The following is a 25,439-nucleotide window of genomic DNA, read 5'->3' on the forward strand; positions in this document are numbered from 1 at the left end:
ACCACTTATCAGGACCTCCTTTCCTTATGAAAACAACAATTTATGCCAAAATAAATGAAATTAAAATTTCTTTAAATCGCTCCACAGATGAGATCAAAACATATTCTTTTTCTCCATGCCAATCAGCACCACTTGGTCCAAACTCAATTGCCCCTGCACCTTTTTCCGCATAAAATCGAGTATCAGCAGAGCCATGTTGACCAAATAACTTAGTTGGGCGAGCGGATAAAGTAGAAGTTACTTGTTGTAGTTTTTTTACATATTTATTGTTTTCTTCTGTCGTAACGGCAGGTGCAGTAGAATGAATTATGACCTCGCTATTTGGGTAGAGACTGCTAGTCATATATTTTATTTCCTTTATAATGTCTTCTGCATGTTGGCCGGGAACAAAACGAATATCATAGGACATAATACATTCGTCCGGGACTACATTGTATCTTTCACCTGCATGTATTTTTGCCAAGTTTAAAGATGGATAATCATAAAATGTATTACTAGCTATTAAAAAAGAAAGTTTACGCATTTCCTGATCGAATAGGAACGCTTGCTCAATCGCATTAATCCCTTCCCATGGACGACTTCCATGACTTGATTTTCCTTTTAGAATGATATCTAGTTGGACAATTCCTTTCGCTTGCAATCCAATATGTAATTGAGTCGGTTCACCACAAATGACGAAATCTCCGTTAAATCCATGATCGACAAGATACTTTGATATATCTCCCGTTGTTTCTTCGTCTGTTACAATATGCAATTGCACTTTTTGGGTTAGCTTGTGAGGAACCAATGAAAGCTCGTAGAAAGCTTGCATCATCGCAGCCACGCCAGCTTTCATATCCGCAGCTCCTCTTCCAAATAACAGGTCACCCTCAATATAAGGAATAAATTGTTCTAGCTCCCCAGGGACAACATCGACGTGTCCGTTCCATATAATACAATCATCTCCACTACCTATTTCTGCAACCAGCATAAGTTTACCGTCATGTTCATATATTGTTGGTGTAATCTCACGTTTTTCTAACCAAGTTTTACAATATAAAAGAGCTTCGTTCGCTCCTTCTAAATCATCACTTTTAATACGGATTAAATCTTTCAATAACTCTATCATTTTATTAACTCCTCCGTTATCAATTATTTCTATAAGTATACCAATGAAGGAAGAGGGGTTGCATTCCTTATTTTACACTGCTACAATGAACTCGAACTAAATAATTCATAACCACAAGGGGCGTCGCTTATGCGGCTGAGATTGTACCCTTCGAACCTGTAAGTTCAAGCTTGCGTAGGGATGTGGATGGAAACTGACAATCGCGCGATGTCTGGGTCTATCCCGGGCGTCGTTTTTTTGTGGGAAAAAAGGGGAGTACAATGAGAAATCAACGTGTATTATTATTAGTGGAAATAGCTATATTTGCAGCTTTAGGATATGTATTAGACCTGATTGGATTTGGCATGCCACAGGGTGGATCCGTAACTTTTGTGCTAGTACCAGTTATTTTAATTGCTTTCAGACGTGGAGTTGTAGCAGGTCTTATTACTGGATTTTTAATCGGTTTGTTGCAAGTAGTAACTGGACGTTTTTACCCAGCACCGCTGTCTTTTGAAATTGTTGTTTTACAAGTAGCGATCGATTATTTTATCGCGTTTATGGTGGCGGGATTCGCTGGTTTCTTTAGACCAGCATTTATAAGAGCGTTGGAAAACAAGGACACAAAGAAAATGGCTATAGCCGTTATTGCTGGAACGTTTATCGCGGCATTCCTTCGTTATTTAGCACATGTAACATCTGGATTTCTATTTTTTAGCGAATTTGCTGGGGATCAAAATCCGATTTTATACTCTATTATTTATAACTCTACTTATATGATCCCAGTATTTTTAGTCGCTGCATTTATTTGTACTGTTATGTTTGTAAAAGCACCACGCCTTTTACTGCCGAATAAAGTATAAATATGATATGATTATTGTACAGTTAATGGAGAAGGGATCTTATATAGATGATTGTACAAACAAATGAAGAGTTAGAAGCGTTAAAAAAAATCGGTCGCATTGTAGCAGAAATACGTGATGCGATGCAGGCTGCAACAAAACCTGGTGTTACAACCAAGGAATTAGACGAAATAGCAGGCAAAATGTTTGCAGAAACGGGTGCCATTTCAGGACCAAAAGGTGAATATGATTTTCCGGGATATACTTGCATTAGTGTAAATGAGGAAGTTGCCCATGGAATTCCGGGATCACGTGTCATTCAAGAAGGCGACATGGTCAATATTGACGTGTCTGGCTCATGCGATGGATATTTTGCTGACACTGGTATTTCATTCGTTGTGGGAGAAGGCTATTCAGAAAAAGAAAAACTATGTACAGTAGCAGAGAGTGCTTTCAACCGTGCAATGTTAAAAGTAAAGACAGGTGCTCGTCTAAACCAAATCGGAAAAGCTGTGGCTAGAGAAGCAAAGGAAAATGGTTTACATGTAATTATGAACTTAACGGGACATGGAATTGGAAAGTCACTTCATGAAGCACCACAGCATGTACTAAATTATTATGATGCTTGGGATCCAACGATTTTAAAAGAAGGTATGGTACTTGCGGTAGAGCCGTTTATCTCTGAAAAAGCAGAACATATTGTAGAATCTGGGGATGGGTGGACGTTCATCACACCTGATAAATCATTAGTAGCTCAAATCGAGCATACAATTGTAGTTACAAAAGAAGGACCGATTTTGTTAACAAAATTAGATTAAAATAAGGAAAACGCCAACCGAAATCATTCCTTCGGTGGCGTTTTTTTGATGAAAAATATACCTACAATAAGCACACTGCTTAAAAAAATGGAAGCAGTAGATATGAGTAATTCGTTAAACAGATGACGACAGGCTAGTCCTAAAAAAGTCCAGATAAAAACGATTACTATCGCTTGATCTTCGAAATGATATCGGAAATGAAGGGCAATAGCTGTGGCAATAGTTAAGAAAATAACTGTCCATAATGACTTTGTAATTCCTAAACCACTGAATTCATAGTAAGTTAAAAGGTAATCTAGGTTGATAAACGTCATGATAAAAGTCCAACCAAAATAAATAGAAATAGGCAATCTACTCATCCAATTTCGTTGTAGAACTGGATAAGTTATATAAAGTGAAAATAAGGTTCCAAGTAAAGCAAACATTGAAATTAATGCGTAATGAAACAGCTCAAAATGCCAAAAAAGAATCCACGCTATTTGAAAAATAGAAGTAAAGGCGAAGAGTAGAACTCGTTTTAATGGGAGTTGACGCGTAGCCGAATACTCTTTAATACTATTCCAAATCCAACATGCCAATAATATATAGATGATGAACCAAATGAAAAATACATAGTGAGCAGGTGTAAAAAATATGGGAAGTCTATTTAAAATACTTATAGTTGTTTGACCGTTTATAGGAAGCGTATTTGCTAGTATATGTACAGTGATAGTAGATATTAAGCTTAAAATCAAAAGGATTATTTTGACCATTCGATCTCCTCCTTCTCTATAGTAAGTATACCTTTGAAATAATCGTTCGACAAATTACAATTATGAATATTATGTGACGAAAACCGGATAATCGAGTAGCTCAAAACATGGTATACTAGATTTCTAAATAAACTGTCACTTTAGGGGGAAATTTAAAATGATTGAAGAAAATTATTCAGTTGTATGGGATTTAGATACTTTTTTTGTAGGGGGAAGTAATTCAACGGCACTTAGAAAGCATTTGGATGAAGTGAAAAATAAATTGGTAGCCTTTGAAGAGGAACTGAAAGGCTTTTATACACCATCATCCCTCCAAGATGTAAACAAAATTGTACATACAATTGACAAGTTGAAGGATATTGCAGTGAATTTATCAGAAGCTGGGGCAGTAATCGGTTGCTTCCAAGCTCAAGACACAACAGATAAACAAGCGGCATTATTAGAAGGGGAAGTAGGAATGCTATATGCTAAACTATCCTCCTCCATGCTTACCATCCAGCAAAAGATTGGACAAACAGAAGAGACAGTATGGCAAGATTTGCTTCAAACAAACGAACTTTCAACATTTGCATTTGTATTAAACGAATGGAGAAACGAAGCAAAGCTAATGCTATCTGAAAAAGAAGAAGATATGATCACAAATCTAAGCGTTGATGGATATCATGCTTGGGGTCAACTATACGATATGTCTGTAGGTGATATTCGCATCAAGTTAACATTAGATGGAGTGGAAAAAGTGTTATCTGTTGGACAAGCGAATAATTTAAGCTCACACGAGGACGCTGCTATTCGTAAAGAATCATTTAATGCGTTAGAAACTGCTTGGACAGAGAAAGAAGACTTTTTTGCAAAAACGCTAAACCATATAGCTGGCTTTAGACTTGCTGTATATGAAAAAAGAGGCTGGGATTCCGTTTTACAAGAACCGTTGCAAATCAATCGCATGAAACAAGAAACACTGGATGCAATGTGGGGAGCTATTTCCAAAAACAAAGCACCTTTTGTTGAATATTTACAGAGAAAATCGGCTATGCTAGGCGAAAAAAGAATGCATTGGTATGACCTGGATGCACCAGTTAGCGCTTCTACTGAAAAAATGGACTTTCAACAAGGCGCAGCATTTATCTTGAAGCATTTCAAAGAGTTTGGACCTAAACTAGCAGCGTTTTCTAGAAATGCTTTTGAAAAAGGATGGATAGAAGCGGAAGATCGTCCGAACAAACGACCAGGAGGTTTTTGTACGGGGATGCCTGTCTCAGAAGAGTCACGTATTTTTATGACGTATAGTGGATCTATGTCCAATGTTTCGACGCTTGCTCATGAATTAGGACATGCTTTTCACTCATATGCTTTAAGACCGGTACATTGGATGAATCGTCAGTATGCAATGGGAGTAGCGGAGACGGCTTCCACATTCGCTGAAATGATTGTTGCAGATGCTGCAGTAAAAGAAGCGAAAACAGACGAAGAAAAAATCGCTCTTTTAGAAGATAAGATTCAACGTAGTGTAGCATTTTTTATGAATATCCATGCTCGCTATTTATTTGAAACTAGATTCTATGAAGAACGTAAAAAGGGAATGGTCTCTGCAACAAGATTAAATGATTTGATGGAAGCCGCTCAGAAAGAAGCATATGGCGATGCGCTAGAAACAACTCATCCACATTTCTGGGCTTCTAAATTACATTTCTATATTACAGATGTACCTTTTTATAACTTCCCATATACGTTTGGGTATCTATTTTCTTTAAGTATCTATGCAAAAGCTATTACAGAAGGATCTAGCTTCGAAGAGAAATACATTTCTCTACTTCAAGATACGGCAGTGATGACAGTGGAAGATTTAGCAATGAAGCATTTAGGAGAAGATATTACGAAAGAAGGGTTTTGGATTAAAGGTATCAACCTTTGTATTCAAGATGTGAACGAATTTATTCAATTTACTAATGCAAAAGGGTGAAAAAAGTTTGGTTTACTTAGAAGGGGATACTTGTTATCTACAGACGTTAAGTATAAAAGATGCACCGAGTTTAGCAGATCTTGTCTATCGAAACAAATATTATTGGTCCGTTTATGAACCTCTGCACCGAGACGACTATTACACTACTACCGTTCAAAGAGAGAAAATTAGAGAATCCCTGCTGTTGATGCAAGAAAAAAGAGAATTTGGTTTTGGCATCTTCGAACATCATACGGATAGAATGATAGGTCATATCTCATTATATAGCTTAAAAAGAATGCCCTTTTCAAGTGGACTAATTGGTTATTCTATTGATGAACAATTTGTTGGGAAAGGGATAGCATCGGAGGCAGTACATATCGTCAAATCTTTTGGATTTGAACATGTCCATTTAAATCGCATAGAGGCATATGTATCTCCTAGAAATGTTGGTTCTATTAGAGTGTTAGAAAAAAATGAGTTTTTGCGCGAAGGATTGCTACGAAAGCTTTTGTTTATTAACGGTAAATGGGAAGATCATTATATGTACGCTTCACTTAGTGAAGAGCATTGAAAGGGGAAGAGTCTTTATAGAAAAATAAAAAGCCGGTTGTTTCATTTCTGAACAACCGGCTTTTTAATTGCTTTTAGAAATTATAAAATTATGACTTGGGGATTACTTTCTACTAGCGATTCCCCGTGGGGCAGACATAGGCGCTTGCGCTTTTGTTCTGTCGATTTCCCGGGAAATAATTTAATTCTTGTCGATTGAACCATCTGTAACTAAGTCTAAACGTCCAGTAGTAGGGTCAATAATCAGACCATGCACAGGAATGCTTGGTAGAATGAGCGGATGGTTTCTGATCAATTCCACACTATGTAAAACACTTTCTTCCACGTCAGAAAAGCCTTCTAACCATTTATCCATATTAACACCAGAGTATTTTAATACATCGAAAGTTTGTGAATCTACGCCTCTTTCAATCATTTTTTCTACTAATTTATCTGGTTGAATTGCACTCATACCACAATCATGATGGCCAACGACAAAAATTTCATCCGCTTGAAGTTCATAAACAGCGACAATCAAGCTTCTCATAATACCGCCAAACGGATGATTAATAACGGCGCCGGCACTCTTTACTATTTTGACATCACCATTTTTAATGTTCATTGATTTGTAAAGCATTTCTGTAAGTCTGGTATCCATACATGTTAAAATGACCATTCGTTTATCTGGAAATTTCGTCGTTACATAGGGTGTGTATAGTTCGTTTTCTACAAAAGATTTATTGAAAGCTAAAATTTCATTTAACTGTGACATATTCTTACCCCTTTGATAATAATATTCTTTTATTTTATATGAAATTAAAAGGGATTGCTTGGAATTTGTCTCGAATCTATTTTGCTACTTTTTGTTTGCGCTCAGACATGAAGTAAGATTTTCCTGTTCCAATGGCTACTGATTGTAGCGGTTCAGGTGCAAGATGAACAGGAACTTCAATAACACTTGAAAGCCATTCTTTCATATCTTTTAATAGGGCACCGCCACCTGTAAGTACTACTCCATGATCTACGATATCTCCTGAAAGTTCAGGTGGGATAATTTCAAGCGTTGCACGGACTACTTCTAAAATAATTTCAAGAGATTCCTTTAAAACTCCTTGAATTTGTGTAGAAGAAAGATGAATTGTTTTAGGCAAACCAGTCACAAGATCTCTTCCGCGCACATCCATCTGTTCCACAGTATGTGGGACTAATGCATGACCAATTGTTTTCTTAATATTTTCAGCAGTTGGTTCTCCAATGATGACATTATATTCTTTTCGAACAAAATGGATAATCGCTTCATCCATTCGATCACCTGCTGATTTAACTGTGTTAGAAGCTACTACGCCACCAAACGATATAATACCAACTTCCGTCGTACCTCCACCAATATCAACAATCATACTCGCAACAGGTTCGTTTACAGGAAGACCAGCCCCGATTGCTGCAGCTACAGGTTCTTCCATAAGTTGTACTTCTTTTGCACCGCTTTGACGTACAGCATCTTGAATTGCTCTACGCTCTACCGAAGTTGCGCCAGAAGGAGTACAAACAATGACAGTCGGTTTTCTTAGTGCAGTGCCTAACTTTTTACTAGCCTTTTGCATAATTAATTTTAGTAGCTGAGTCGTAGTATCAAAGTCCGCGATGACACCATCTTTTAACGGGCGAACTACTTCGATGGAAATAGGTGTTTTACCTACCATTTTTTTTGCTTCTTCACCGAAAGCTACTATTTCTTTTGTCTTTGTATTAATTGCTACAATAGTTGGTTCATCTATGATTAAGCCTTTGTTTTTTGTATAAACTAATGTATTTGCTGTTCCTAAATCTATTCCAATATGTGCGTTTGAAAACATTTTTGTTCCTCCAATCCAATCGTACATTATAAGTGTAAGTGCCTATGCAAGCCTTCAGGGGCATGCGTCGCATTCTAGATACTTAGTAAGTATAATAGATAATTATAGGTTTGCCATATGTTATATGTTGGAAGTTTACGTATATTTCATTAGGAAATGGTTATATAAGATTAAAAGGTTTTGTTATATTGATATAATAGTACTACTTAGTCATAAATTTGAAACACTATTGTTACGAAAATGAAAGGAAAAAGAGACGTAATGACATCTAATTTAGTTAAAAATGAGGAAGTATCCAATTTTGGATTTGTAATATAGGATAGTTCTCGATAATCTTGTTGCACTACCTATTCTTACTTAATAATAAGAAACAAAAAAACAACCGCATAAAATGCGGTTGTTTGTATTATTTAGAAGGTTTTGGATCTACTTGGATTGCATCGTGTGTGTTCATGCCTTTAGCGAAGTAATGAATAATTGCATATCCTGAGATTCCTATACATACTGCAAAACCAAGAACGGTAACTGTGAATAAGCCCATTGTTAAACACCTCACTAGTTATGATACTATCATTATAGCTTAGTTGACGTGAAAAAGTAAGAAGAAATATTTAGAAGCCAATACGTCTAACTAGAACGCCCAGTTACCATTGCGGAAAATAGGTTCTGTAGATCCATCTTCTTTTATGCCGTCTATGTCCATCTTGTCTGAACCAATCATAAAGTCTACATGTGTGATACTCTCATTCAATCCATTTTCCGCGAGCTCTTCACGACTCATTTTCTTCCCACCCTCGATACAGAAAGCGTATGCACTTCCCATAGCCAAATGGTTAGAAGCATTCTCATCAAATAATGTGTTATAAAATAGTAAATTAGAGTTAGAAATTGGTGAATCGTGCGGTACAAGCGCTACTTCTCCTAAATAGTGAGAGCCTTCGTCAGTAGCAACAAGATTTTCCAACACTTCTTGACCTTCTTCTGCTTCTACTTTTACAATACGACCTTTTTCAAAAGTGACTGTAAAATTATCAATAATATTCCCGCCATAGCTTAATGGCTTACTGCTTGCAACATATCCTTCTACACCTGTTTTTAAAGGAACTGTAAATACTTCTTCTGTTGGCATATTTGCCATGAAGTTTGCGCCTTTTTCGTTTACGCTACTTGCCCCACACCATAGATGTCCTTTTGGAAGTTCGATAACTAAATCTGTTCCAGGAGCAGTATAATGGAGTTTTTGATAGTTTTTATTATTTAAGTAATCTACTTTTGCATGTAAAAGCGTATCATGTTCTTTCCATGCTTCGACTGGGTCTTCTAAATCCGCACGAACTGCTTTGAAAATAGCCTCCCATAGGGCTGGTACTTGTTCTTCTTCAGCTAGCTCTGGGAATACTTTACTAGCCCAATCTTTTGACGGGGAGGCGATTACTGTCCAACTGATTTTATCTGATTGTACGTACTGACGATACTTACTTAATGCTTGCCCTGTAGCTTTTTGGAAAGCTGCAATTTTAGCTGTGTCCACTCCCTTTAATAGATCTGGGCTTTGGCTCATAATGCTCATAAATGCAGCGCCTTCTTCAGCTAATAGTTCTCGTTCTTGTACCTTCCAAGAAGGATAATAGTCGAAAGAATCCTTTGGAGCTAACTCGTAACGTAAGCGTGTAATCTCATCATCTGAGAAGTCTACAAATACTTGAGCTGCTCCAACTTCATAAGCTTTTTTCGTAATTAATCGGACAAGCTCTACACTATAGATTGAAGCCGCAATGTATAACTTCTGACCTGGTTGAATATTTACCCCAACCTCTACTGCTAAAGCAGCATATTTTTCTAGTTTTTGATTGAACAAAGACATTTTCCTTCACCCTTTCTATACATAATTCATAGTATCAGTTTTTTGAATGCTATGACAATATACATTGGAGTTAAAAAAGTAGAAAATTGTTCACTATTAATAGGTTTATATCAATGAAAAAGAAAGTTTTATATTCAAACTTCGACAATTTTGCCGAAATAAAGTAAAGAAATAGAATGTGGAGGTTACGAGATTGGATAAATCTACGGTTTTTGGTCTTATAATTGCTATAGTTTCCTTATTAGTAGGGATGTTTTTTAAAGGAGTTACACCGGACGCACTTTTAAATCCAGCTGCTATTTTCATCATTATTTTTGGGACTGTTGCAGCAGTTGTTATCGCATTTCCGATGAGTGAATTAAAACGAGTTCCTAAACTTTTTGGGGTACTCTTTAAAGATGATAAATTAGAGTCAGATGCAGAAATTATTAAGATGTTCTCTAGTTGGGCGGATTTAGCTCGTAGAGAAGGGTTGCTTGCTTTAGAAAGTAAGTCTACTGAGGTTACGGATCCCTTTTTGAAAAACGGTTTAACATTAGCCATTGACGGTCAAAATGCGGATTATATTCGAGATGTATTATCCGAAGAAATTGACGCATTAGAAGATCGCCATGCTGGAGGGGCTTCAATATTCTCACAAGCAGGAACTTATGCACCGACACTTGGAGTACTGGGTGCGGTTATCGGTCTTATCGCTGCCTTAAAGGATATGAATGATATTGAAAAATTAGGTCATGCCATTTCGGCGGCGTTCGTTGCAACGCTTTTGGGGATTTTCACAGGTTATGTAATTTGGCACCCATTTGCAAATAAATTAAAGCGAAAGTCCAAACAAGAGGTTCGTCAAAAGACGATGATGTTAGAAGGTATTCTTTCCGTATTGGAAGGAGATTCCCCTCGTGTTATTGAACAAAAATTAGCTTCTTATTTGTCGATGGCGGACCGCAAGAAAATTTTAGGTGGAAGCGGGGAGGATGGCCTTGGCAAGGAAGCGTAAAAAGCATAAAGAGGAAGAGCATATGGACGAATCTTGGCTTATTCCATATGCCGATATTCTAACATTATTATTAGCCTTGTTCATCGTACTCTTTGCTGCAAGCACAGTAGATCAACAAAAATTGGAGAAGATGTCACAAGTATTTGATCAAATATTCGATGGTGGGACAGGCTTTATGGACAATCCGTCTCCTTTAGATGTACCAGTAGTGCCAAATCAAACAAATGAGTCAGAGGAAAGCTCTGCCTATATAGAAGACCAACAAGCCTTAGCTGGTATTCAAGATAGCGTCGATGAATATATTGCAGTGAATGCACTAGAAAAGCAATTTGCTACAAAGTTAACAAATGAAGGTTTGCTCGTTACTATTCGAGATAATATATTATTTGAGATGGGACAAGCAGAAGTAAAGCCAGAGTATCGACAAATCGCGGAAGATATATCGGATCTTCTTATATTTGATCCGCCTAGAAACGTTGTTATTACTGGACATACAGATAATATTCCAATATCAAGCAGTGAATTTTCATCTAACTGGGAACTAAGTGTTATGCGTTCTGTTAACTTTTTGAAAATTTTAGTAGAAAATAATACGATCGACCCTCTATATTTTAGTGCGAAGGGATATGGTGAATTCAGACCTGTAGCTTCCAATGATACTGCGGAAGGTCGTGCTCAAAATAGAAGAGTCGAAGTACTTATTCAACCACGTGTATTAGAAGACGGTACATTAAATGACTCTCCACAGTAATACTACTAACTGACAACTAATTTTTTGTTGTCAGTTTTCTTTTGACTTTTTCAAACAAAAGTTTATAATTAAAACAAAAGTTCATTATCGCAGGAAAGGAGGAAATGAATTGGACTCAAAAGAAGTTAAGATTTTGAACTATCTTAAAAAGAATCCATACGCTTCTCAGTTAGAAATTGCAAATGAATTACAAATGTCTAGACCTGCTGTTGCTAATATTATTTCTGGTCTTATTAAAACTGGAAAGATCACTGGAAGAGCCTATATTTTACCCGAAAACAAAGAAATTATTTGTATTGGCGGAGCGAATGTAGACAGAAAATATATAGTGAAAAGCGACTTGCAAATGGGAACGTCCAATCCAACGACGAGCTTACAGAGTATCGGTGGAGTTGCAAGGAATATTGCGGAAAATTTAGGGAGATTAGGTCATAGTGTACGCATGCTTACTGTAGTAGGCAATGACATGGAATATGAATCCATTGAGAAAGCTTCAAGCCCTTGGATGAATTTATTTTCCGTTGAAAAATTATCAAATTATCAAACAGGGACTTACTCTGCAATTCTAGACACACATGGAGAGATGTTGTTTGCTTTAGCAAACATGGACATTTACGATCAATTCACAGTAGAGTATTTAAAGAAACAGGAGACACATTTAACGAAAGCTCAGCTGCTAATCATTGATATGAATTGTCCAAAAGATGTCATTGAATATGTACAAACCATATCAATAGGCTATAAAATACCACTCGCTATTATTCCGGTTTCTTCTCCGAAGATGAACAGAATGCCGGAGTCTTTAGATGGAATTGAATGGTTAATAACAAATAAAGATGAGGCAGAAACTTATTTCCACATGACAATAGAAGATGATTTCTCATGGAAAAAAGCAGCAGAGCTATTCGTAGAAAAAGGGATAAAACAAGTGGTTGTAACAGGTGGTAGTAAAGGTGTTGTATTTGCTGGTCAGCAAATTGAAACAACTATAGCCCCAGCAATACATGCAGACGACATTGTAGATGTAACTGGAGCAGGAGACGCATTTGTAGCTGGAACATTACATGCGTGGTTAGAAGGCGTAGAGATAACCGAAGCGGTACAAACGGGGATGGTCAACGCCAATAAAACGCTTCAGTCTGCTGAAACGGTTCGTACAGAACTTACAAAAATCGGTTTAAAAAATGAAATGGAGGAATATAAATTATGAAACAATATTTAACATATTCACAAGAAGTAGAACAAGGGATGGCAGCAGGGAAACCAATCGTAGCATTAGAATCAACAATCATTTCACATGGTATGCCTTATCCACAAAACGTAGAAATGGCTAAAAAAGTAGAACAAATTATTCGTGATAATGGCGCAGTTCCAGCAACAATTGCTATTATGGATGGCGAGATTAAAATCGGTCTTTCAAATGAAGATCTTGAAACACTTGCTACAAGTAAAAATGTAAGAAAAACATCAAGAAGGGATCTTGCATATGTAGTAGCTTCTAAAGAAATTGGCGCTACAACAGTTGCAACTACGATGATTTGTGCGGAACTTGCAGGGATCAAAATGTTTGTAACAGGTGGAATTGGTGGCGTACATAGAGGCGCTGAAACGACTATGGATATTTCTGCTGACTTAGAAGAACTTGCTTCTACAAATGTAGCAGTTGTATGTGCTGGTGCAAAATCTATTTTAGATATCGGTTTAACTTTAGAATATCTAGAAACAAAAGGAGTGCCAGTAGTAGGTTTTGGAACAGATGCATTCCCGGCATTCTATACAGCAACAAGCCCATTTGCTGCTAACTTCCGTTTAAACGAACCAAACGAAGTAGCGGATATGCTTAAAGTGAAATGGGAACTAGGATTAAACGGAGGAGCAATTATTGCAAACCCAATCCCAGCAGAATTCTCATTAGATGAAGCTTATATCAATGACATCATCCACACAGCGTTAAAAGAAGCAGAGGAAAACAGCATTAAAGGGAAAGATGTAACACCTTTCTTACTTGGCAAAGTAAAAGAGTTAACAGAAGGTAAATCATTAGAATCGAATATTGAGCTTGTGTATAACAATGCAAGAGTCGGAGCTCAAATCGCAGTTGAATTAAATAAATAAATTAACCAAGTCACACAAAAAAATCCTTCCCAACGTTTTATTGGGAAGGAATTTTTTATTTACGTAAACTTCCAAGTTCAGCGGCGATCGCTTGCATTTCACTTGGGCTAAAAGAATCTCTTTTTTTCACCATTTCATATAAATAGACTAAATCTTCATATTGAGATGCATTAAAATGTTCTGATTTCATTGCATCTACGTTTACCATACGAAGTTTTTCTTTTATCGTTTCAATCATGTATGCTACATTCTCCGCAGAAGGTTCTGATAAATTCATCTTTGTTATCCTGCCTTTCCTACATTCTTATTTCCAATGTTAATGGGAAGCGAGAGGATGAGTCAAGAAGATTATAAAATACTTTGTTTTATTCCTCCGAGTCGGGGGTATAATTAATTTATATTAACTTATATAACGGAGGTAATGAGATGAGTGAGAGTAAATTTGTAAAAGGCGTTGTATGTGGTGCACTTATTGGTGGTGCATTAACGATGTTAGATAATAAGACAAGAAATGCAGTTGTCCAAAAAACGAATAGTCTGGGACGCCAAATAAAATACTACAGTACAAATAGACAAGAGCTGAAAGCGACTCTCGAGGAACAAGTAACGAAATGGAAATCATTTTATGAACAAATTAATTCGGATGCGACTTACATATCGCAAAAAGTAAATGAAGTAAAAGAAATGACTCCTCAAGTCAAAACGTTACTAACGGATACGAAGGAAGCATTTGCCCAATCGAAAGAGGAATATAAATCCATTGTGGACCCTGAATCAGAAGAATTTATCGTGAAGCAATAAATTTTAATGAAAGGAGGGGATAGAATGGACCCCGAAAAAGAACAAGAGCATAATTTGAAGGCGCATTCTTCCTCCTCTGATAATTGGTTTAATAAATTAAAGTTTCTTAATATGAAAAAGAAGGATAAAAAGATAGAAGAGTCCCAAGACTTAACAACATGGAAAGGATACTTCAAACATTTAATCGTACATATCCAAAAAACAGATATAACAGGATTGGCGGCTCAACTTGCTTATTTCTTTTTATTATCCTTATTTCCCTTACTTATTTTTATTGTTACCCTATTACCTTATTTAAATTTAGACGAAGCACAAGTATTTCGTTTTCTAGAAAATTACGCTCCACAGGATGTATATCTTCTCATTGAGGATACTGTTTCAGACATTTTGCTGACTCGAAACGGTGGATTGTTGTCCATCGGGATAATAGGTACCATTTGGTCAGCTTCCAATGGTATGAATGCAATTGTTAAGTCATTAAATAGATCCTATAATTTAGACGAAACAAGACCATTTTTTATCGTACGTGGTTTATCGGTTGTCTTTACTTTAATTATGATAGTATTGTTTGCCGTAATGCTAGTCTTACCAGTGTTTGGACAACAGATAGGTACTATATTATTTTCTTATTTTGGCTTTGAAGACGGTTTTGTAAAACTTTGGAATAGTCTAAGGTGGGCCATTACTCCAATCATTATGCTCATTGTTCTAACTGCATTATATTGGATTGTCCCAAACCAAAAGCTGTTTTTACGTAGTGTATTTCCAGGAGCAATATTTGCAACTGTAGGCTGGATCATCGTATCACTAGGTTTCTCATACTATGTTAGCAATTTTGGGAATTATTCTTCCACCTACGGCAGTATCGGTGGAATCATCGTGCTTATGTTGTGGCTATATATATCCGGAATCATGCTATTAGTTGGCGGTCAAATAAATGCCGTTACGCAGGAAAGAAAAATAGCAATAGAAAAAGCAGAGGGAAAAGATTAATCCCTCTGCTTTTATTTTGTTCATGATATAGGGAAGTAACGACGTAGTGAGTGGAAGAAAGTGACCGCTTGGATTTAGCACGGCGGGTGGCGCTTCCCTTTCCGCGGGCGAGCGACTGCAGGGTCTCATCTGCCTCGCTTTCCCGCAGGAGTCTCGCCCCACCACACTAAATCCCTCCAATAATGTAGTGGCAGAATAAGTATATCCAATAAATGGCAAAGGGCAATCAAAAAGTCTCGAAAGCAACCAACTCTAGTCTAAGTGCAATCAAACGAATGTTAAGAGCAACAAGTTGCAGTCTTACAGCAACCAAATGACCCCTGAGAGCAACCAATTTTCCTAAAACAAGTTAGCTTGGAGTGAGAAGGCAATAATAATAGAGCACTAACGGTGATTATTTTCCATAAGGCTTCCACTTGCTAACTTTGTCGCGTTCAGTGGTAGCTTTGTCGTTTTCGAAATAAGCTTTGTCGTGTTTCATAGTGGATATTGTCTCACTCAACTATTTAGTGGTAATGGGGGATTCTGATAAGTAAACAATTACCATTGATTTTCGCTTCAGGCGTCGACTCCTGCCGGATGAGAGAGCAAAATGAGCCATTCCAACGACGCCCTAAGCGGAGGGAATGGCTCATCGCACACCCGGCGGAAAGCGTACGACTGCAGTGAAAATCATAACGGACACTAATAGAGCAATTTAATTTACCGCACAGTTTCCCAATTATGTTTGGTAATTCCCATTATCATCTTGAGCCAGAGACAGACGCTTTAGCGCTTTTTTAGTTTCTATTCAACATTCTTAACCCATTTAAAATTACTAAGATTGTACTTCCTTCGTGACCGATAACACCTAATGGTAAATCTACTACTTGTAGGAAGTTGGAAATGATGAGTACAGCTATAACGGAAAGAGAAAATACAATATTTTGTTTCACGATTCGTTGCATTTTACGTGACATTTTCACCGCATAACCAATCTTAGATAAATCATTTTTCATTAGTACAACATCAGCTGTTTCAAGTGCTACATCTGTTCCTTCACCCATTGCGAATCCTGTCGTTGCAGTCGCAAGAGCAGGCGCGTCATTTATCCCATCTCCGACCATTCCTACGAATTTATACTCTTTCAATAAAACTTTCATCTGTTCGACTTTTGTTTCTGGAAGACATTCCGCATAATATTGATCGATACCCGCCTCTTTGGAGATTGCTTTTGCTGTTGTTTCGTTATCTCCTGTAAGCATAACTGTTTTAATGCCTAAAGAGTGGAGGAGTTTTATCGCTTCTTTTGCTTCCTCTCGTACCGTATCTTTTAATGCAACAGCAGCTGCAATTCCTTTTTCATCGCGCATAAAGATCACGGTTTTTCCTTCTGCTGCTAATTTTTCTGCTATGCCATGATGGAATGCGAGTGCATCTTCTTTATTGACGAATTGAGGTTTTCCAACGGTTATCGTTTGACCGTTTATATTGGCTTGTAAGCCGAATCCAGGTTTATCTTCAATTGGAAGAGAAGGCAGTTGTTCAATCCCATTCTTTTTTGCATAGGCTGTAATAGCTTGCGCTAAAGGATGATTGGACTGCGCTTCAATCGTTGCTAAAGTAGTTAGTGTCTCATTAAAATCTAGATCTTCCCGAGTGAGGAAATCAGTCACGATTGGTTTACCTTGTGTTAAAGTACCGGTTTTATCGAGTGCGATAGCTTTCATTTCACTGACGTTTTCTAAGTGAACGCCACCCTTAAACAAAATACCATTTTTTGCTCCATTTGAAATAGCCGAAAGTGTTGCTGGCATGATAGAAGCAACTAGTGCGCAGGGGGATGCAACGACCAATAAAACCATTGCTCGGTAGAAAGTAGTGTTCCAATCCCAATCGAGCAAAAAGTGTGGAAGAAATAGCATACAACCTACTACAATGAGCACCACTTTAACGTAAGTACCTTCAAATTTTTCGATAAATTGCTGAGCAGGTGATTTTTCGTCTTGAGCGGATTGTACTAACTGAATAATTTTTTGGAAAAGGGAATCTTCGTTTGCTTTTGTCATTTCCATTGTAATTGCGCCACTAATATTGACTGTACCAGCGAATAATTCATCGTTTACATGCTTTGATACAGGGATTGATTCACCACTAATTGCTGCTTCATCAATGGACGTTGCTCCACGCAGAACGATTCCATCAGCTGGAATCCGTTCTCCCGGTTTTACAACTAAATGATCCCCTAATGTAAGTTCTTTAATAGAAACGCGAGTCGTTGTGCCGTCACTTTTAAGCTTCCATGCTTCTTCGGGTTGGAGCTCCATTAAAGAGGAAATTTCTTTATTACTTTTATTCATTGTATAAGTTTCTAAGGCACCACTTACTGCAAAGATGAATATTAAAATAGCTCCCTCTGTCCAGTAGCCAATAATTGAGGAACCAATAGCGGCTAGAATCATGAGCATTTCGACGTTCAGTTCTTTGTCCCGTATCGTTGCTTCAATACCCTCTTTTGCTTTAGCAAATCCGCCGATTACAAATGCCAGTATATAAAGAATGATAGAAAATGTTTCGTTTCCAGCTAACCAAGCAATTAAAATAAGTATTCCTGAAAACAGGGCAGCTACTAATTCTACATGGGGAATTATTATTTGAGTGAGTGGTTTTCTTTGTATAAATTCATGAATAGTGGACATTTAATACCCTCCTTGATAATGAGTTTCACTCTTATTTGAGTGTATAAAATAGCAAAAATGGATTTCTGAGTAGAAATCCATTTTATATTCGTTACTAATTTATAATCATTATAATGTAAGGGGAGTAAATCGTCAACAGATTAGATTAATTATAAACTGGTTCTTTATAGTTCGCTAATTTTTCTAAGGAAGATTTATCTACATCTGCATGAAGGCTGTTCCCATGAGAGTCCATCGTTACTATGGCAGTGAAGTTCTCTACACGTAAATGCCACATCGCTTCTGGAATACCAAATTCCATTAAATCAACGCCTTCAACATCTTTAATACAGTCAGCATAATACTGAGCTGCTCCGCCGATAGCGTTCAAGTAAACCCCACCATGTTCTGCTAAAGCAGCAAGTGTTTTCGGACCCATGCCGCCTTTACCGACTACTGCGCGAATACCAAACTTTTTCATAATATCGCCTTGGTATGGCTCTTCTCGGATAGATGTTGTTGGACCAGCTGCACGAACATGCCATTTACCTTCTTCATCTTTTTGCATCACAGGACCGCAGTGGTAAATAATATGCCCATCTAGATCCACTGGTGCATCATGGCTCATTAAATGATGGTGAATTGCATCGCGACCAGTATACATACGTCCAGTAATAGACACGACATCTCCAACTTGAAGAGAACGAATTTGTTCCTCTGTAATAGGAGCTTGAAGTTCCACTACTTTTTTAGGTGCTTCTTCTGTTGTTTCTTCTTTAAATTCAATCTTTTCTCCGTCTTGGTAGTGCCATTCGATAATTTTGCCAGTAGTTGGGTGGATATTAATCGCCATACGACGGTATGCCCAACAGTTATACGCAACAGATACGTAGAAACTTGCCGGAATACGGTGCATAACCCCAATTTTACAACCAAGTAAAGTTGCTTCGCCGCCGAATCCCATTGTTCCGATTCCTAATGTATTTGCCTTTTCTACAATATACGCTTCTAAACTAGCAAGGTCTGGATTTGGATTTGTATCTTCTACGTGACGAAATAATTGTTCTTTTGCAAGATCATATCCAGAAGATCGATCTCCACCAATCCCTACGCCAATAAAACCTGCAGAGCATCCTTGTCCTTGAGCCTGGTATACAGAATGTAAAATACATTTACGAATTCCATCTAAATCACGTCCAGCACGGCCTAAACCTTCTAATTCAGTAGGTAGGCTATATTGAATATTTTTGTTTTCACAGCCACCACCTTTTAGGATGAGCTTCATTTCTATATAATCTTTTTCCCATTGTTCGAATTTAATAACAGGAACGCCTTCTCCAAGATTGTCCCCACTGTTTGCTCCTGTTAGGGAGTCTACGGAGTTTGGACGAAGCTTTGCATCCTTTGTAGCGCTTACAATCGCACGTTTAATCGCTGCTTTTATCTCCAATTGGTTTACGCCAATCGGTGTTTTAATCTTGAATGTCGGAAGACCGGTGTCTTGGCAAATAGGTGAAACATTGTCATCTGCCATTTGAATATTATTTGTAATAGTATCTAAACTCATTGCAGCTCGTGTACCAGCATTTTCTGCTGCCTTTGCTTTTTTTATAGCCCGTCGAACGTCTTTTGGTAAATTTGTAGATGTTTCAGTAATTAAATCATAAATACTTTTTTCCAATTGCTCCAATTGCATGGTGTAAACGCTCCTTTTATGTATGAGTTCCAAACACTTTTTAGTATACTATTATATTTCTATTTACAAAAGGGCAGTTCGCTTGGGATTCAATTATGACAAGCGTACGTGTGAATAAGGAATGGTGAACGAGCAAAAGGTTCATGTAACCGAGCGTATCCTTTTCATTCCATAAAAAAGAAGCTTAGAAATAGTGCATTCCAAGCTTCTTTCCAGTTATTCAAATTTTGTATTTTTAAACTGTTCCATTTTCAACTCTAAATCATCCATCATTTGAATTAGACGGTCGATATCTTCTATTTCAGTTGACTCAGGCTCAATTGTGTCTAATACTTCTAAAAACATTTGTAGTCGATCTTTTAAATAAGATACTTGTTGTTCTGGATTTGAAATTTGTTTACCCACAGAAAAACACCTTTCTGGTTGAAGTTTCACTTTATATGATAAGAATAAAACAAAATGAAAAGAAAAGATAGGACGAAGGTGTCAAATTTGTAATTTATTAATTTTGAATATTTACATTATTTAATTTTAATGTTATAATCTTTACAACCCATACATAGAAGGGAGGGCGTAGTGAATAGTCGAGAAACCATTCATTCAATAAGAAGGAGGGGATTCAGACATTTCACCGGCAAATACGCTGAAAATGCAGTTATGATTACTCAAGAGGATATTAGTTATATGTAAAAGGCTCAGTCAATCTTAAGTGGATATAGACTGAGCCTTTTGTTGTTGATTGAAACAACTGAATTCATATAGTATTTGACAGAATAAAGGAAGAAATTAAGTAAACGAAGTGAGTTATAACAAATTCTTTATAGGAAGTATGGCTGTTGTCTGATACACTACTGAATAGAATAATTTAAATATATTAATGAGGTAATGTATGCAACAGTTTACAGCAATTGAAAGAAAAAGGTTTTGGATACTTGTAGCAATTGTATCTATATCAGGTTTTTCACAAGGAATGTTATTGCCACTTATATCGGTTATATTTGAGCAAGACGGAGTAAGCCCGATGATAAATGGGTTAAGTGCAACTGGTCTTTACGTTGGAACATTATTGATATCCCCATTTATTGAACCGCCTCTACGTAAATTTGGTTATAAGCCGATTATTATCGCAGGTGGTTTAATCGTTATTGTTTCCTTATTACTTTTTCCTTTATGGAAAAGTGTCGCTTTTTGGTTTGTCTTGCGATTATTTATAGGGATTGGCGATAATGCCCTTCATTTTTCTACACAGACGTGGATTACGAGCTTTTCACCTCAGCATCGTTTAGGACGAAATATTGCTATTTATGGTCTTTCTTTTGGAGTCGGGTTTGCTGTTGGCCCTTTGTTTGTCCAACTAGTAGAAATTTTCGAAGGACTGCCGTTTATTATTTCCAGCATTCTTTGTTTAGGTGCATGGGTACTTATTTTCTTTGTGAAAAATGAAAAACCAGAGATTATTAAAGGTGCTTCTGCTCATGAAGGAGGAACGTGGAAACGTTTTGGTGCAGCCTTAGCAGTTGCTTGGGTGGCATTTATACCACCATTTAGCTATGGTTTTTTAGAATCATCACTTAATGCCATTTACCCGGTTTATGCACTACGTAATTCTATAGAGGTAACTAGCTTATCGTACATATTGGCAGCCTTTTCAATAGGAGGAGTTGTCTCGCAATTACCGCTTGGTGTATTAAGCGACAAAATAGGAAGACGAAAAGTACTGATGGTTATGATAGGTCTAGGATCATTGACCTTTGGAATAGCCAGCTTTTTCGAAAACTCCTCTTTAATAATAGGTACCCTCTTTTTCATAGCGGGTATGTTTGTTGGATCCACATTTTCACTTGGCATTTCTTATATGGCAGATTTAACGCCAAAGGCACTTCTCCCAACTGGTAATTTGATGTGTGGAATTTCTTTTAGTATTGGAAGTCTTTCTGGTCCATTTTTAGGTGGTCTGTTTATCCAAGTTTTCGAAGGAGTTAGCTTTTTAGTATTAGTTGCGGTTCTCCTTGGAACACTAGCGTGTATTATCTTTTTTGCCAATCCGCAAAAGAATCGAAAGCTGCAGGAAACAACTTAGTATGCAATAAATAAAGCACTACAGATTTGGGTCTCTTAAAAGGAGAGAACAATTTGTAGTGATTTTTTATTGTATTCTGAAAAGTGAAATAAGTAGGGGTGCAAATGCATGTGAATATGTATATGATATTTGTAAGGAAATTATATGGAAAGGAGGAAATATCTTGCGTAAAAATTGGTCTCCATATGTTTGGAAATTAATATGGACTATTGGGTTAATTGTTTTATTGATGATTACTTATAGGCTAGAGTTTCAGGTGAAAAATCATGTGGCAACTACATTTCAAATGCTTCCTATTGTTTGGTTCCAATTTATTGCTAATTTATTATTAGGAATCTATCTTTCTATACTTTTTATCAAAGAGTGGACATTTAAATGGAACTGGTCGTTTTTCATTTGTTTGACTATACCTTTTTTTGTCATTTCTATTTATCTTCCAGTTGCTATTACATTCGTACAAAGCATCGCACAAGACTCTAATAATTTTTCAGTACCTTTCCCACAATGGTTGATGAAGATAAATACCTATGGAATTCCTGCCATAGTAACAGGAATAACGCTGATGAGTGGATTATTTAGTAAAACCTCCAATGGAGCTAGTCATGAATGATTAAACGTTGAATACCAGTTTGAAATGAACGTCTGGTATTCAACGCTTTCCTAGTTTAGAATTCAATATTTTACTTACGGTTTTAAGATGAACTTAATACTTTCTTCCTCATGATCATGGAAAATTCGATAGGCATCACTAGCTTTACTTAAAGGAACGCTATGTGTAATAATTTCTCTTGGATCGAACTCACCTTGGTTGATCATATCAAATAGCTTCGGCATATAGTGGATAACGGGTGCTTGTCCCATTTTAAGTGTTACATTGCGTTCAAAGATATTACCGAGAGGGAACATATTGTACAATGAACCGTAAACACCCGTTAGTTGGATAGTTCCAAACTTACGAACTGCGTTTAAGCCAATATCAATGGCACTCAATGTCCCGCCTTGAAGCTTCAGTTTTTGCTCAACCTTTTCCATGAGATTCATTTTTCCATCCATCCCTACACAATCGATGACCACATCGACTCCACCGTTTGTGATTTCCTTAATATGACTTCCCATATTATCGAACTCATCAAAATTATACGCTTCTACTTTATTCATTTTGACCGCGTGATTAAGACGATAAGGAAGATGATCTACCGCAATAACTCGCTTAGCACCTTTCATCCATGCAAATTTTTGGACCATTAATCCGATAGGACCTGATCCAAGCACCGCAACAGTATCTCCAGATTTCATACCAGAGTTTTCGATACTCCAATAGGCAGTCGGGAGAACGTCTGATATAAATAGTAACGACTCATCTTCTAATTCACAAGATTCAGGAATGACAAAAGGCATGAAGTTTCCATATGGAACTCTTAAATATTCGGCTTGTCCACCTGGATAATTGCCGTATCGCTCTGTAAATCCAAGATACCCTCCCGAATCCACTGCTGGATTGTCATTGGAATTGTCACACTGACTCTCCAAATCGTTTTGACAATAAAAACACTCCCCGCAGGATACGTTAAATGGAATCACCACACGATCTCCTTTTTTCACTTTTGTTACATCCGGTCCAACCTCTTCGACGATACCCATCGGCTCATGACCGATGACGTAGTCTTTGTGAGTAGGAATGGCGCCTCTATAAATATGAAGATCAGATCCACAAATGGCCGTTGAAGTAATTTTAACGACTATATCATCTTTTTTTTCTAGCTTTGCATCCGGTACTTCTTTAACCTCAACATCTTTAGCTCCCTGGTATGTTACTGCCTTCAAAAAATCTCCTCCTCAAATTGCTTTCTCCTTATTCTTTACCATTTTATATAAAAAACTAATATTCATTTAAATTAGTTATTATTATATATAAAAATATAAATAAGGGCAGTCAAGACGATGAAAGTCTTGATTGCCCTTATTCTTATTGTTGTTCTGTATACTTTTTAAAATTGTTTAATATTGCTTGCCAACCTTGCTGCTGCATTTCGATGGGATTTTCTGATTCTGCATCAAATATTTCTATAATTTTCGTGTTGTTATCTTGAGTGATAAAAGATATTTCAACTTGTCTTCCATCGCCTAATGTATAAGCGATGAACTCATTTGATTTAACTTCATCATACACACCGCCAAAATCAAATCCAAAACTTCCGTCTTTCGCTTCCATTCGGGAAGAAAATTTACCTCCGACTTGTAAGTCATTTTCAGCAGATGGTGTATGCCAATCATCTGAAGCACTATTCCATTTAGTTATATGCTCTGGCTTCGTCCAATGATTCCAAACCTTATCTACTGGTGCATGTACTATTGCTTCCACTGTAACTTTTGAATTGAGTTCGCTTGCCATTTTTATCCACCTTACTTTATAGATTTTATTATATTTTGTGTTGATAGTCATATAGTAGCATAGTGCCTCTCAACTTATACAGCGAAAACCAAAAAAGGTCTACCAGATTTCTTTAGCAAGTCCAATGCTCCTAAAAGTTATTGATAGTTAACAGCATACGTTGTGATTTAGCCTTCTAGTATTAAATTTCTCGGAGTGTTCGCCGAGCTAAAAACCATATAAATTATAGTTTCTAAATGATTAAAGTTTAGAAATTGAGGAGAACAACAAACTAACCCTCGAAAACAACTTTTTTAAATAAAGGGGTTACTTAATGTGAGTCAAGAATTATAGAGGAGGAGAAAACCACAATAATATTTTAAACGGTCATGGACAGTTGTGAGTATGGCTTAAAAAGTTGCGCTAAGCTAAAAAACATCTAAAAACGTTTTGGTTTCTCATTGTACACTTGTTTTTTTAGTTTTTTTACTTCATTGGCTAAATAATCTATCTGTTTCTGCAAATTGTTATTGTCCATTTGTTCTTTTCTTTCTTCTTCTAAAGCGAGCACGGCTGAAATAGTAGATATCACATCGCCGAATGTTGATACTAATTCGCCTAAGACAGCAAGCTCAGCTGCACTTATTGCTTTATTGGAATTTTGATTATTTTGATTAATGCTCTCATTATTTGTCATGAACAAAATAACCTCCGATATAAGAAAATAACCAACTTCACTTAATCATATGCCTATCAAGAAGTGCTTATGTAAAAACTGAATGAATCAATAAAAAGGTTAACCAACTATTAGGTCAACCTTTTATATAATGGATCTATTTAGATGGTTATCTCGAAGTTTCTTGCAGTTCAATATTTACCACCTTCTCAGTTATAGTACTATACTCGATTCTCACAAAAACACCGAATTCGTGGTCACCCTCTTTTAACCAAAGCTTGAACTTTTCAACTGTTGAATCGTGTTTAGATTCGCTACCTTCATGCAGGTAGTCAATAATATTCGCACCGGGATATTTGGATTGTGCCTCTTTTATAGCAAGCTGTCCCCATTTAGCATAGGAAGGAGTTGTTTGAAGTGCAGGAACAACAGTTGGAATATATATTAGTGCTGTATTGCCTGCAATAAAAATTCCAACAGCCATCAATGTTTTTAGCATCATTAATCTCATCTCCTTTTTTAATAGGATGAGTAATTTGCTGAAAATCATTCAATATATATGCTAAAAGCAGATTTTGTCAACTTTCCTATA

At 36.8% G+C, this 25,439-nt stretch carries 26 protein-coding genes and 1 riboswitch; of the genes, 12 read left to right on the forward strand and 14 right to left on the reverse strand.

Features of this window, described 5'->3' with window-relative positions; genetic code table 11:
* Positions 1-40: 40 nt before the first annotated feature.
* Positions 41-1,108, reverse strand: a complete 1,068-nt coding sequence (locus OR571_RS08300; protein WP_282242354.1) for a M20 family metallopeptidase — start codon at positions 1,106-1,108, stop codon at positions 41-43.
* A 106-nt stretch (positions 1,109-1,214) separates the two neighbouring features.
* Positions 1,215-1,306, forward strand: a riboswitch (TPP riboswitch).
* A gap of 62 nt (positions 1,307-1,368) precedes the next feature.
* Here OR571_RS08300 and thiT point away from each other — a divergent pair.
* The gene (thiT, locus tag OR571_RS08305; RefSeq protein ID WP_282242355.1) at positions 1,369-1,950 is read left to right on the forward strand and encodes an energy-coupled thiamine transporter ThiT; all 582 of its coding nucleotides are present in this window, start codon (positions 1,369-1,371) and stop codon (positions 1,948-1,950) included.
* Positions 1,951-1,997: 47 nt separating this feature from the next.
* Positions 1,998-2,747 carry a type I methionyl aminopeptidase gene (gene map / locus OR571_RS08310; RefSeq protein WP_282242356.1) on the forward strand — a complete coding sequence of 250 codons (750 nt, stop codon included), beginning with the start codon at positions 1,998-2,000 and terminating at the stop codon, positions 2,745-2,747.
* A gap of 23 nt (positions 2,748-2,770) precedes the next feature.
* On the opposite strand, the gene OR571_RS08315 is transcribed toward map, so the two are convergent.
* Complete coding sequence (locus tag OR571_RS08315; RefSeq protein WP_282242357.1) at positions 2,771-3,499, reverse strand: tryptophan-rich sensory protein; 729 nt, start codon at positions 3,497-3,499, stop codon at positions 2,771-2,773.
* A 157-nt stretch (positions 3,500-3,656) separates the two neighbouring features.
* Here OR571_RS08315 and OR571_RS08320 point away from each other — a divergent pair, with 157 nt between their 5' ends.
* Positions 3,657-5,459: a M3 family oligoendopeptidase gene (locus OR571_RS08320; protein ID WP_282242358.1), complete on the forward strand. Its 1,803-nt coding sequence runs from the start codon at positions 3,657-3,659 to the stop codon at positions 5,457-5,459.
* 7 nt (positions 5,460-5,466) lie between these two features.
* Positions 5,467-6,012 (forward strand): GNAT family N-acetyltransferase, encoded by a 546-nt coding sequence (locus tag OR571_RS08325; protein WP_282242359.1) that lies wholly within the window; start codon positions 5,467-5,469, stop codon positions 6,010-6,012.
* Between the two features lie 180 nt (positions 6,013-6,192).
* Here OR571_RS08325 and OR571_RS08330 read toward each other — a convergent pair whose 3' ends face one another.
* The 4 genes from OR571_RS08330 to OR571_RS08345 all read right to left on the reverse strand — a co-directional run bounded on the left by OR571_RS08330 (position 6,193) and on the right by OR571_RS08345 (position 9,710).
* Positions 6,193-6,762, reverse strand: coding sequence for a beta-class carbonic anhydrase (locus OR571_RS08330; protein WP_282242360.1), 570 nt, complete (start codon positions 6,760-6,762; stop codon positions 6,193-6,195).
* Between the two features lie 76 nt (positions 6,763-6,838).
* Positions 6,839-7,846, reverse strand: a complete 1,008-nt coding sequence (mreBH, locus tag OR571_RS08335; RefSeq protein ID WP_282242361.1) for a rod-share determining protein MreBH — start codon at positions 7,844-7,846, stop codon at positions 6,839-6,841.
* Positions 7,847-8,252: 406 nt separating this feature from the next.
* Positions 8,253-8,387, reverse strand: a complete 135-nt coding sequence (locus OR571_RS08340) for a hypothetical protein (RefSeq protein WP_268238284.1) — start codon at positions 8,385-8,387, stop codon at positions 8,253-8,255.
* Between the two features lie 90 nt (positions 8,388-8,477).
* The gene (locus OR571_RS08345; RefSeq protein ID WP_282242362.1) at positions 8,478-9,710 is read right to left on the reverse strand and encodes an aminopeptidase; all 1,233 of its coding nucleotides are present in this window, start codon (positions 9,708-9,710) and stop codon (positions 8,478-8,480) included.
* A gap of 193 nt (positions 9,711-9,903) precedes the next feature.
* On the opposite strand from OR571_RS08345, the gene motA reads away from it, so the two are divergent.
* From motA to OR571_RS08365, 4 genes are all read left to right on the forward strand, one after another.
* Positions 9,904-10,707: a flagellar motor stator protein MotA gene (gene motA, locus OR571_RS08350; protein ID WP_142540213.1), complete on the forward strand. Its 804-nt coding sequence runs from the start codon at positions 9,904-9,906 to the stop codon at positions 10,705-10,707.
* Positions 10,691-11,458, forward strand: a complete 768-nt coding sequence (gene motB / locus OR571_RS08355) for a flagellar motor protein MotB (protein ID WP_282242363.1) — start codon at positions 10,691-10,693, stop codon at positions 11,456-11,458. Before motA ends, motB begins: the two co-directional genes overlap by 17 nt.
* A 109-nt stretch (positions 11,459-11,567) precedes the next feature.
* Positions 11,568-12,668, forward strand: coding sequence for a PfkB family carbohydrate kinase (locus OR571_RS08360; protein ID WP_282242364.1), 1,101 nt, complete (start codon positions 11,568-11,570; stop codon positions 12,666-12,668).
* A complete protein-coding gene (locus OR571_RS08365; RefSeq protein ID WP_282242365.1) occupies positions 12,665-13,573 on the forward strand; it encodes a pseudouridine-5'-phosphate glycosidase in 909 nt (302 codons plus the stop codon). The genes OR571_RS08360 and OR571_RS08365 overlap by 4 nt, the downstream gene beginning before the upstream one ends.
* 55 nt (positions 13,574-13,628) lie before the next feature.
* Here OR571_RS08365 and OR571_RS08370 read toward each other — a convergent pair whose 3' ends face one another.
* Positions 13,629-13,850 carry a DUF1128 domain-containing protein gene (locus OR571_RS08370; protein ID WP_282242366.1) on the reverse strand — a complete coding sequence of 74 codons (222 nt, stop codon included), beginning with the start codon at positions 13,848-13,850 and terminating at the stop codon, positions 13,629-13,631.
* A 149-nt stretch (positions 13,851-13,999) separates the two neighbouring features.
* Between OR571_RS08370 and OR571_RS08375 the strand changes: the two genes are divergently transcribed.
* Positions 14,000-14,374, forward strand: coding sequence for a YtxH domain-containing protein (locus tag OR571_RS08375; RefSeq protein WP_282242367.1), 375 nt, complete (start codon positions 14,000-14,002; stop codon positions 14,372-14,374).
* A gap of 24 nt (positions 14,375-14,398) precedes the next feature.
* A complete protein-coding gene (locus OR571_RS08380) occupies positions 14,399-15,367 on the forward strand; it encodes a YihY/virulence factor BrkB family protein (RefSeq protein WP_282242368.1) in 969 nt (322 codons plus the stop codon).
* A 779-nt stretch (positions 15,368-16,146) separates the two neighbouring features.
* Here OR571_RS08380 and OR571_RS08385 read toward each other — a convergent pair.
* The 3 genes from OR571_RS08385 to OR571_RS08395 all read right to left on the reverse strand — a co-directional run bounded on the left by OR571_RS08385 (position 16,147) and on the right by OR571_RS08395 (position 20,125).
* Positions 16,147-18,045, reverse strand: a complete 1,899-nt coding sequence (locus OR571_RS08385; RefSeq protein ID WP_282242369.1) for a heavy metal translocating P-type ATPase — start codon at positions 18,043-18,045, stop codon at positions 16,147-16,149.
* A gap of 145 nt (positions 18,046-18,190) precedes the next feature.
* Positions 18,191-19,720 (reverse strand): fumarate hydratase, encoded by a 1,530-nt coding sequence (locus OR571_RS08390; RefSeq protein ID WP_282242370.1) that lies wholly within the window; start codon positions 19,718-19,720, stop codon positions 18,191-18,193.
* 216 nt (positions 19,721-19,936) lie between these two features.
* Entirely contained in the window at positions 19,937-20,125 is a 189-nt protein-coding gene (locus OR571_RS08395; protein WP_282242371.1) for an SE1561 family protein, read from the reverse strand.
* Between the two features lie 484 nt (positions 20,126-20,609).
* On the opposite strand from OR571_RS08395, the gene OR571_RS08400 reads away from it, so the two are divergent.
* Complete coding sequence (locus OR571_RS08400; protein ID WP_282242372.1) at positions 20,610-21,800, forward strand: MFS transporter; 1,191 nt, start codon at positions 20,610-20,612, stop codon at positions 21,798-21,800.
* Positions 21,801-21,963: 163 nt separating this feature from the next.
* On the forward strand, positions 21,964-22,410 hold the full coding sequence (locus OR571_RS08405; protein WP_282242373.1) for a hypothetical protein: 447 nt from the start codon (positions 21,964-21,966) through the stop codon (positions 22,408-22,410).
* A gap of 74 nt (positions 22,411-22,484) precedes the next feature.
* Here the strand turns inward: OR571_RS08405 and OR571_RS08410 are convergent, their stop codons facing one another.
* The 4 genes from OR571_RS08410 to OR571_RS08425 form a co-directional block, all read right to left on the reverse strand.
* Positions 22,485-23,624 (reverse strand): zinc-dependent alcohol dehydrogenase, encoded by a 1,140-nt coding sequence (locus OR571_RS08410; protein WP_282242374.1) that lies wholly within the window; start codon positions 23,622-23,624, stop codon positions 22,485-22,487.
* A 142-nt stretch (positions 23,625-23,766) separates the two neighbouring features.
* Positions 23,767-24,192, reverse strand: a complete 426-nt coding sequence (locus OR571_RS08415; RefSeq protein ID WP_282242375.1) for an SRPBCC family protein — start codon at positions 24,190-24,192, stop codon at positions 23,767-23,769.
* Between the two features lie 418 nt (positions 24,193-24,610).
* A complete protein-coding gene (locus tag OR571_RS08420) occupies positions 24,611-24,868 on the reverse strand; it encodes a hypothetical protein (RefSeq protein WP_282242376.1) in 258 nt (85 codons plus the stop codon).
* A 148-nt stretch (positions 24,869-25,016) separates the two neighbouring features.
* On the reverse strand, positions 25,017-25,346 hold the full coding sequence (locus OR571_RS08425; protein ID WP_282242401.1) for a DUF3889 domain-containing protein: 330 nt from the start codon (positions 25,344-25,346) through the stop codon (positions 25,017-25,019).
* Positions 25,347-25,439 lie beyond the last annotated feature (93 nt).

It is taken from the genome of Psychrobacillus sp. NEAU-3TGS, from assembly GCF_029955155.1.
In the GTDB taxonomy this organism is placed as follows: domain Bacteria; phylum Bacillota; class Bacilli; order Bacillales_A; family Planococcaceae; genus Psychrobacillus.

Excerpts from the sequence above, each read along its gene's own strand:
- OR571_RS08300 (WP_282242354.1), bottom strand. The coding sequence starts at position 1,108 with ATGATAGAGTTATTGAAAGATTTAATCCGTATTAAAAGTGATGATTTA.
- thiT (WP_282242355.1), top strand. The coding sequence starts at position 1,369 with ATGAGAAATCAACGTGTATTATTATTAGTGGAAATAGCTATATTTGCA.
- map (WP_282242356.1), top strand. The coding sequence starts at position 1,998 with ATGATTGTACAAACAAATGAAGAGTTAGAAGCGTTAAAAAAAATCGGT.
- OR571_RS08315 (WP_282242357.1), bottom strand. The coding sequence starts at position 3,499 with ATGGTCAAAATAATCCTTTTGATTTTAAGCTTAATATCTACTATCACT.
- OR571_RS08320 (WP_282242358.1), top strand. The coding sequence starts at position 3,657 with ATGATTGAAGAAAATTATTCAGTTGTATGGGATTTAGATACTTTTTTT.
- OR571_RS08330 (WP_282242360.1), bottom strand. The coding sequence starts at position 6,762 with ATGTCACAGTTAAATGAAATTTTAGCTTTCAATAAATCTTTTGTAGAA.
- mreBH (WP_282242361.1), bottom strand. The coding sequence starts at position 7,846 with ATGTTTTCAAACGCACATATTGGAATAGATTTAGGAACAGCAAATACA.
- OR571_RS08340 (WP_268238284.1), bottom strand. The coding sequence starts at position 8,387 with ATGGGCTTATTCACAGTTACCGTTCTTGGTTTTGCAGTATGTATAGGA.
- OR571_RS08345 (WP_282242362.1), bottom strand. The coding sequence starts at position 9,710 with ATGTCTTTGTTCAATCAAAAACTAGAAAAATATGCTGCTTTAGCAGTA.
- OR571_RS08365 (WP_282242365.1), top strand. The coding sequence starts at position 12,665 with ATGAAACAATATTTAACATATTCACAAGAAGTAGAACAAGGGATGGCA.
- OR571_RS08370 (WP_282242366.1), bottom strand. The coding sequence starts at position 13,850 with ATGAATTTATCAGAACCTTCTGCGGAGAATGTAGCATACATGATTGAA.
- OR571_RS08375 (WP_282242367.1), top strand. The coding sequence starts at position 14,000 with ATGAGTGAGAGTAAATTTGTAAAAGGCGTTGTATGTGGTGCACTTATT.
- OR571_RS08380 (WP_282242368.1), top strand. The coding sequence starts at position 14,399 with ATGGACCCCGAAAAAGAACAAGAGCATAATTTGAAGGCGCATTCTTCC.
- OR571_RS08385 (WP_282242369.1), bottom strand. The coding sequence starts at position 18,045 with ATGTCCACTATTCATGAATTTATACAAAGAAAACCACTCACTCAAATA.
- OR571_RS08390 (WP_282242370.1), bottom strand. The coding sequence starts at position 19,720 with ATGCAATTGGAGCAATTGGAAAAAAGTATTTATGATTTAATTACTGAA.
- OR571_RS08400 (WP_282242372.1), top strand. The coding sequence starts at position 20,610 with ATGCAACAGTTTACAGCAATTGAAAGAAAAAGGTTTTGGATACTTGTA.
- OR571_RS08415 (WP_282242375.1), bottom strand. The coding sequence starts at position 24,192 with ATGGCAAGCGAACTCAATTCAAAAGTTACAGTGGAAGCAATAGTACAT.
- OR571_RS08420 (WP_282242376.1), bottom strand. The coding sequence starts at position 24,868 with ATGACAAATAATGAGAGCATTAATCAAAATAATCAAAATTCCAATAAA.
- OR571_RS08425 (WP_282242401.1), bottom strand. The coding sequence starts at position 25,346 with ATGCTAAAAACATTGATGGCTGTTGGAATTTTTATTGCAGGCAATACA.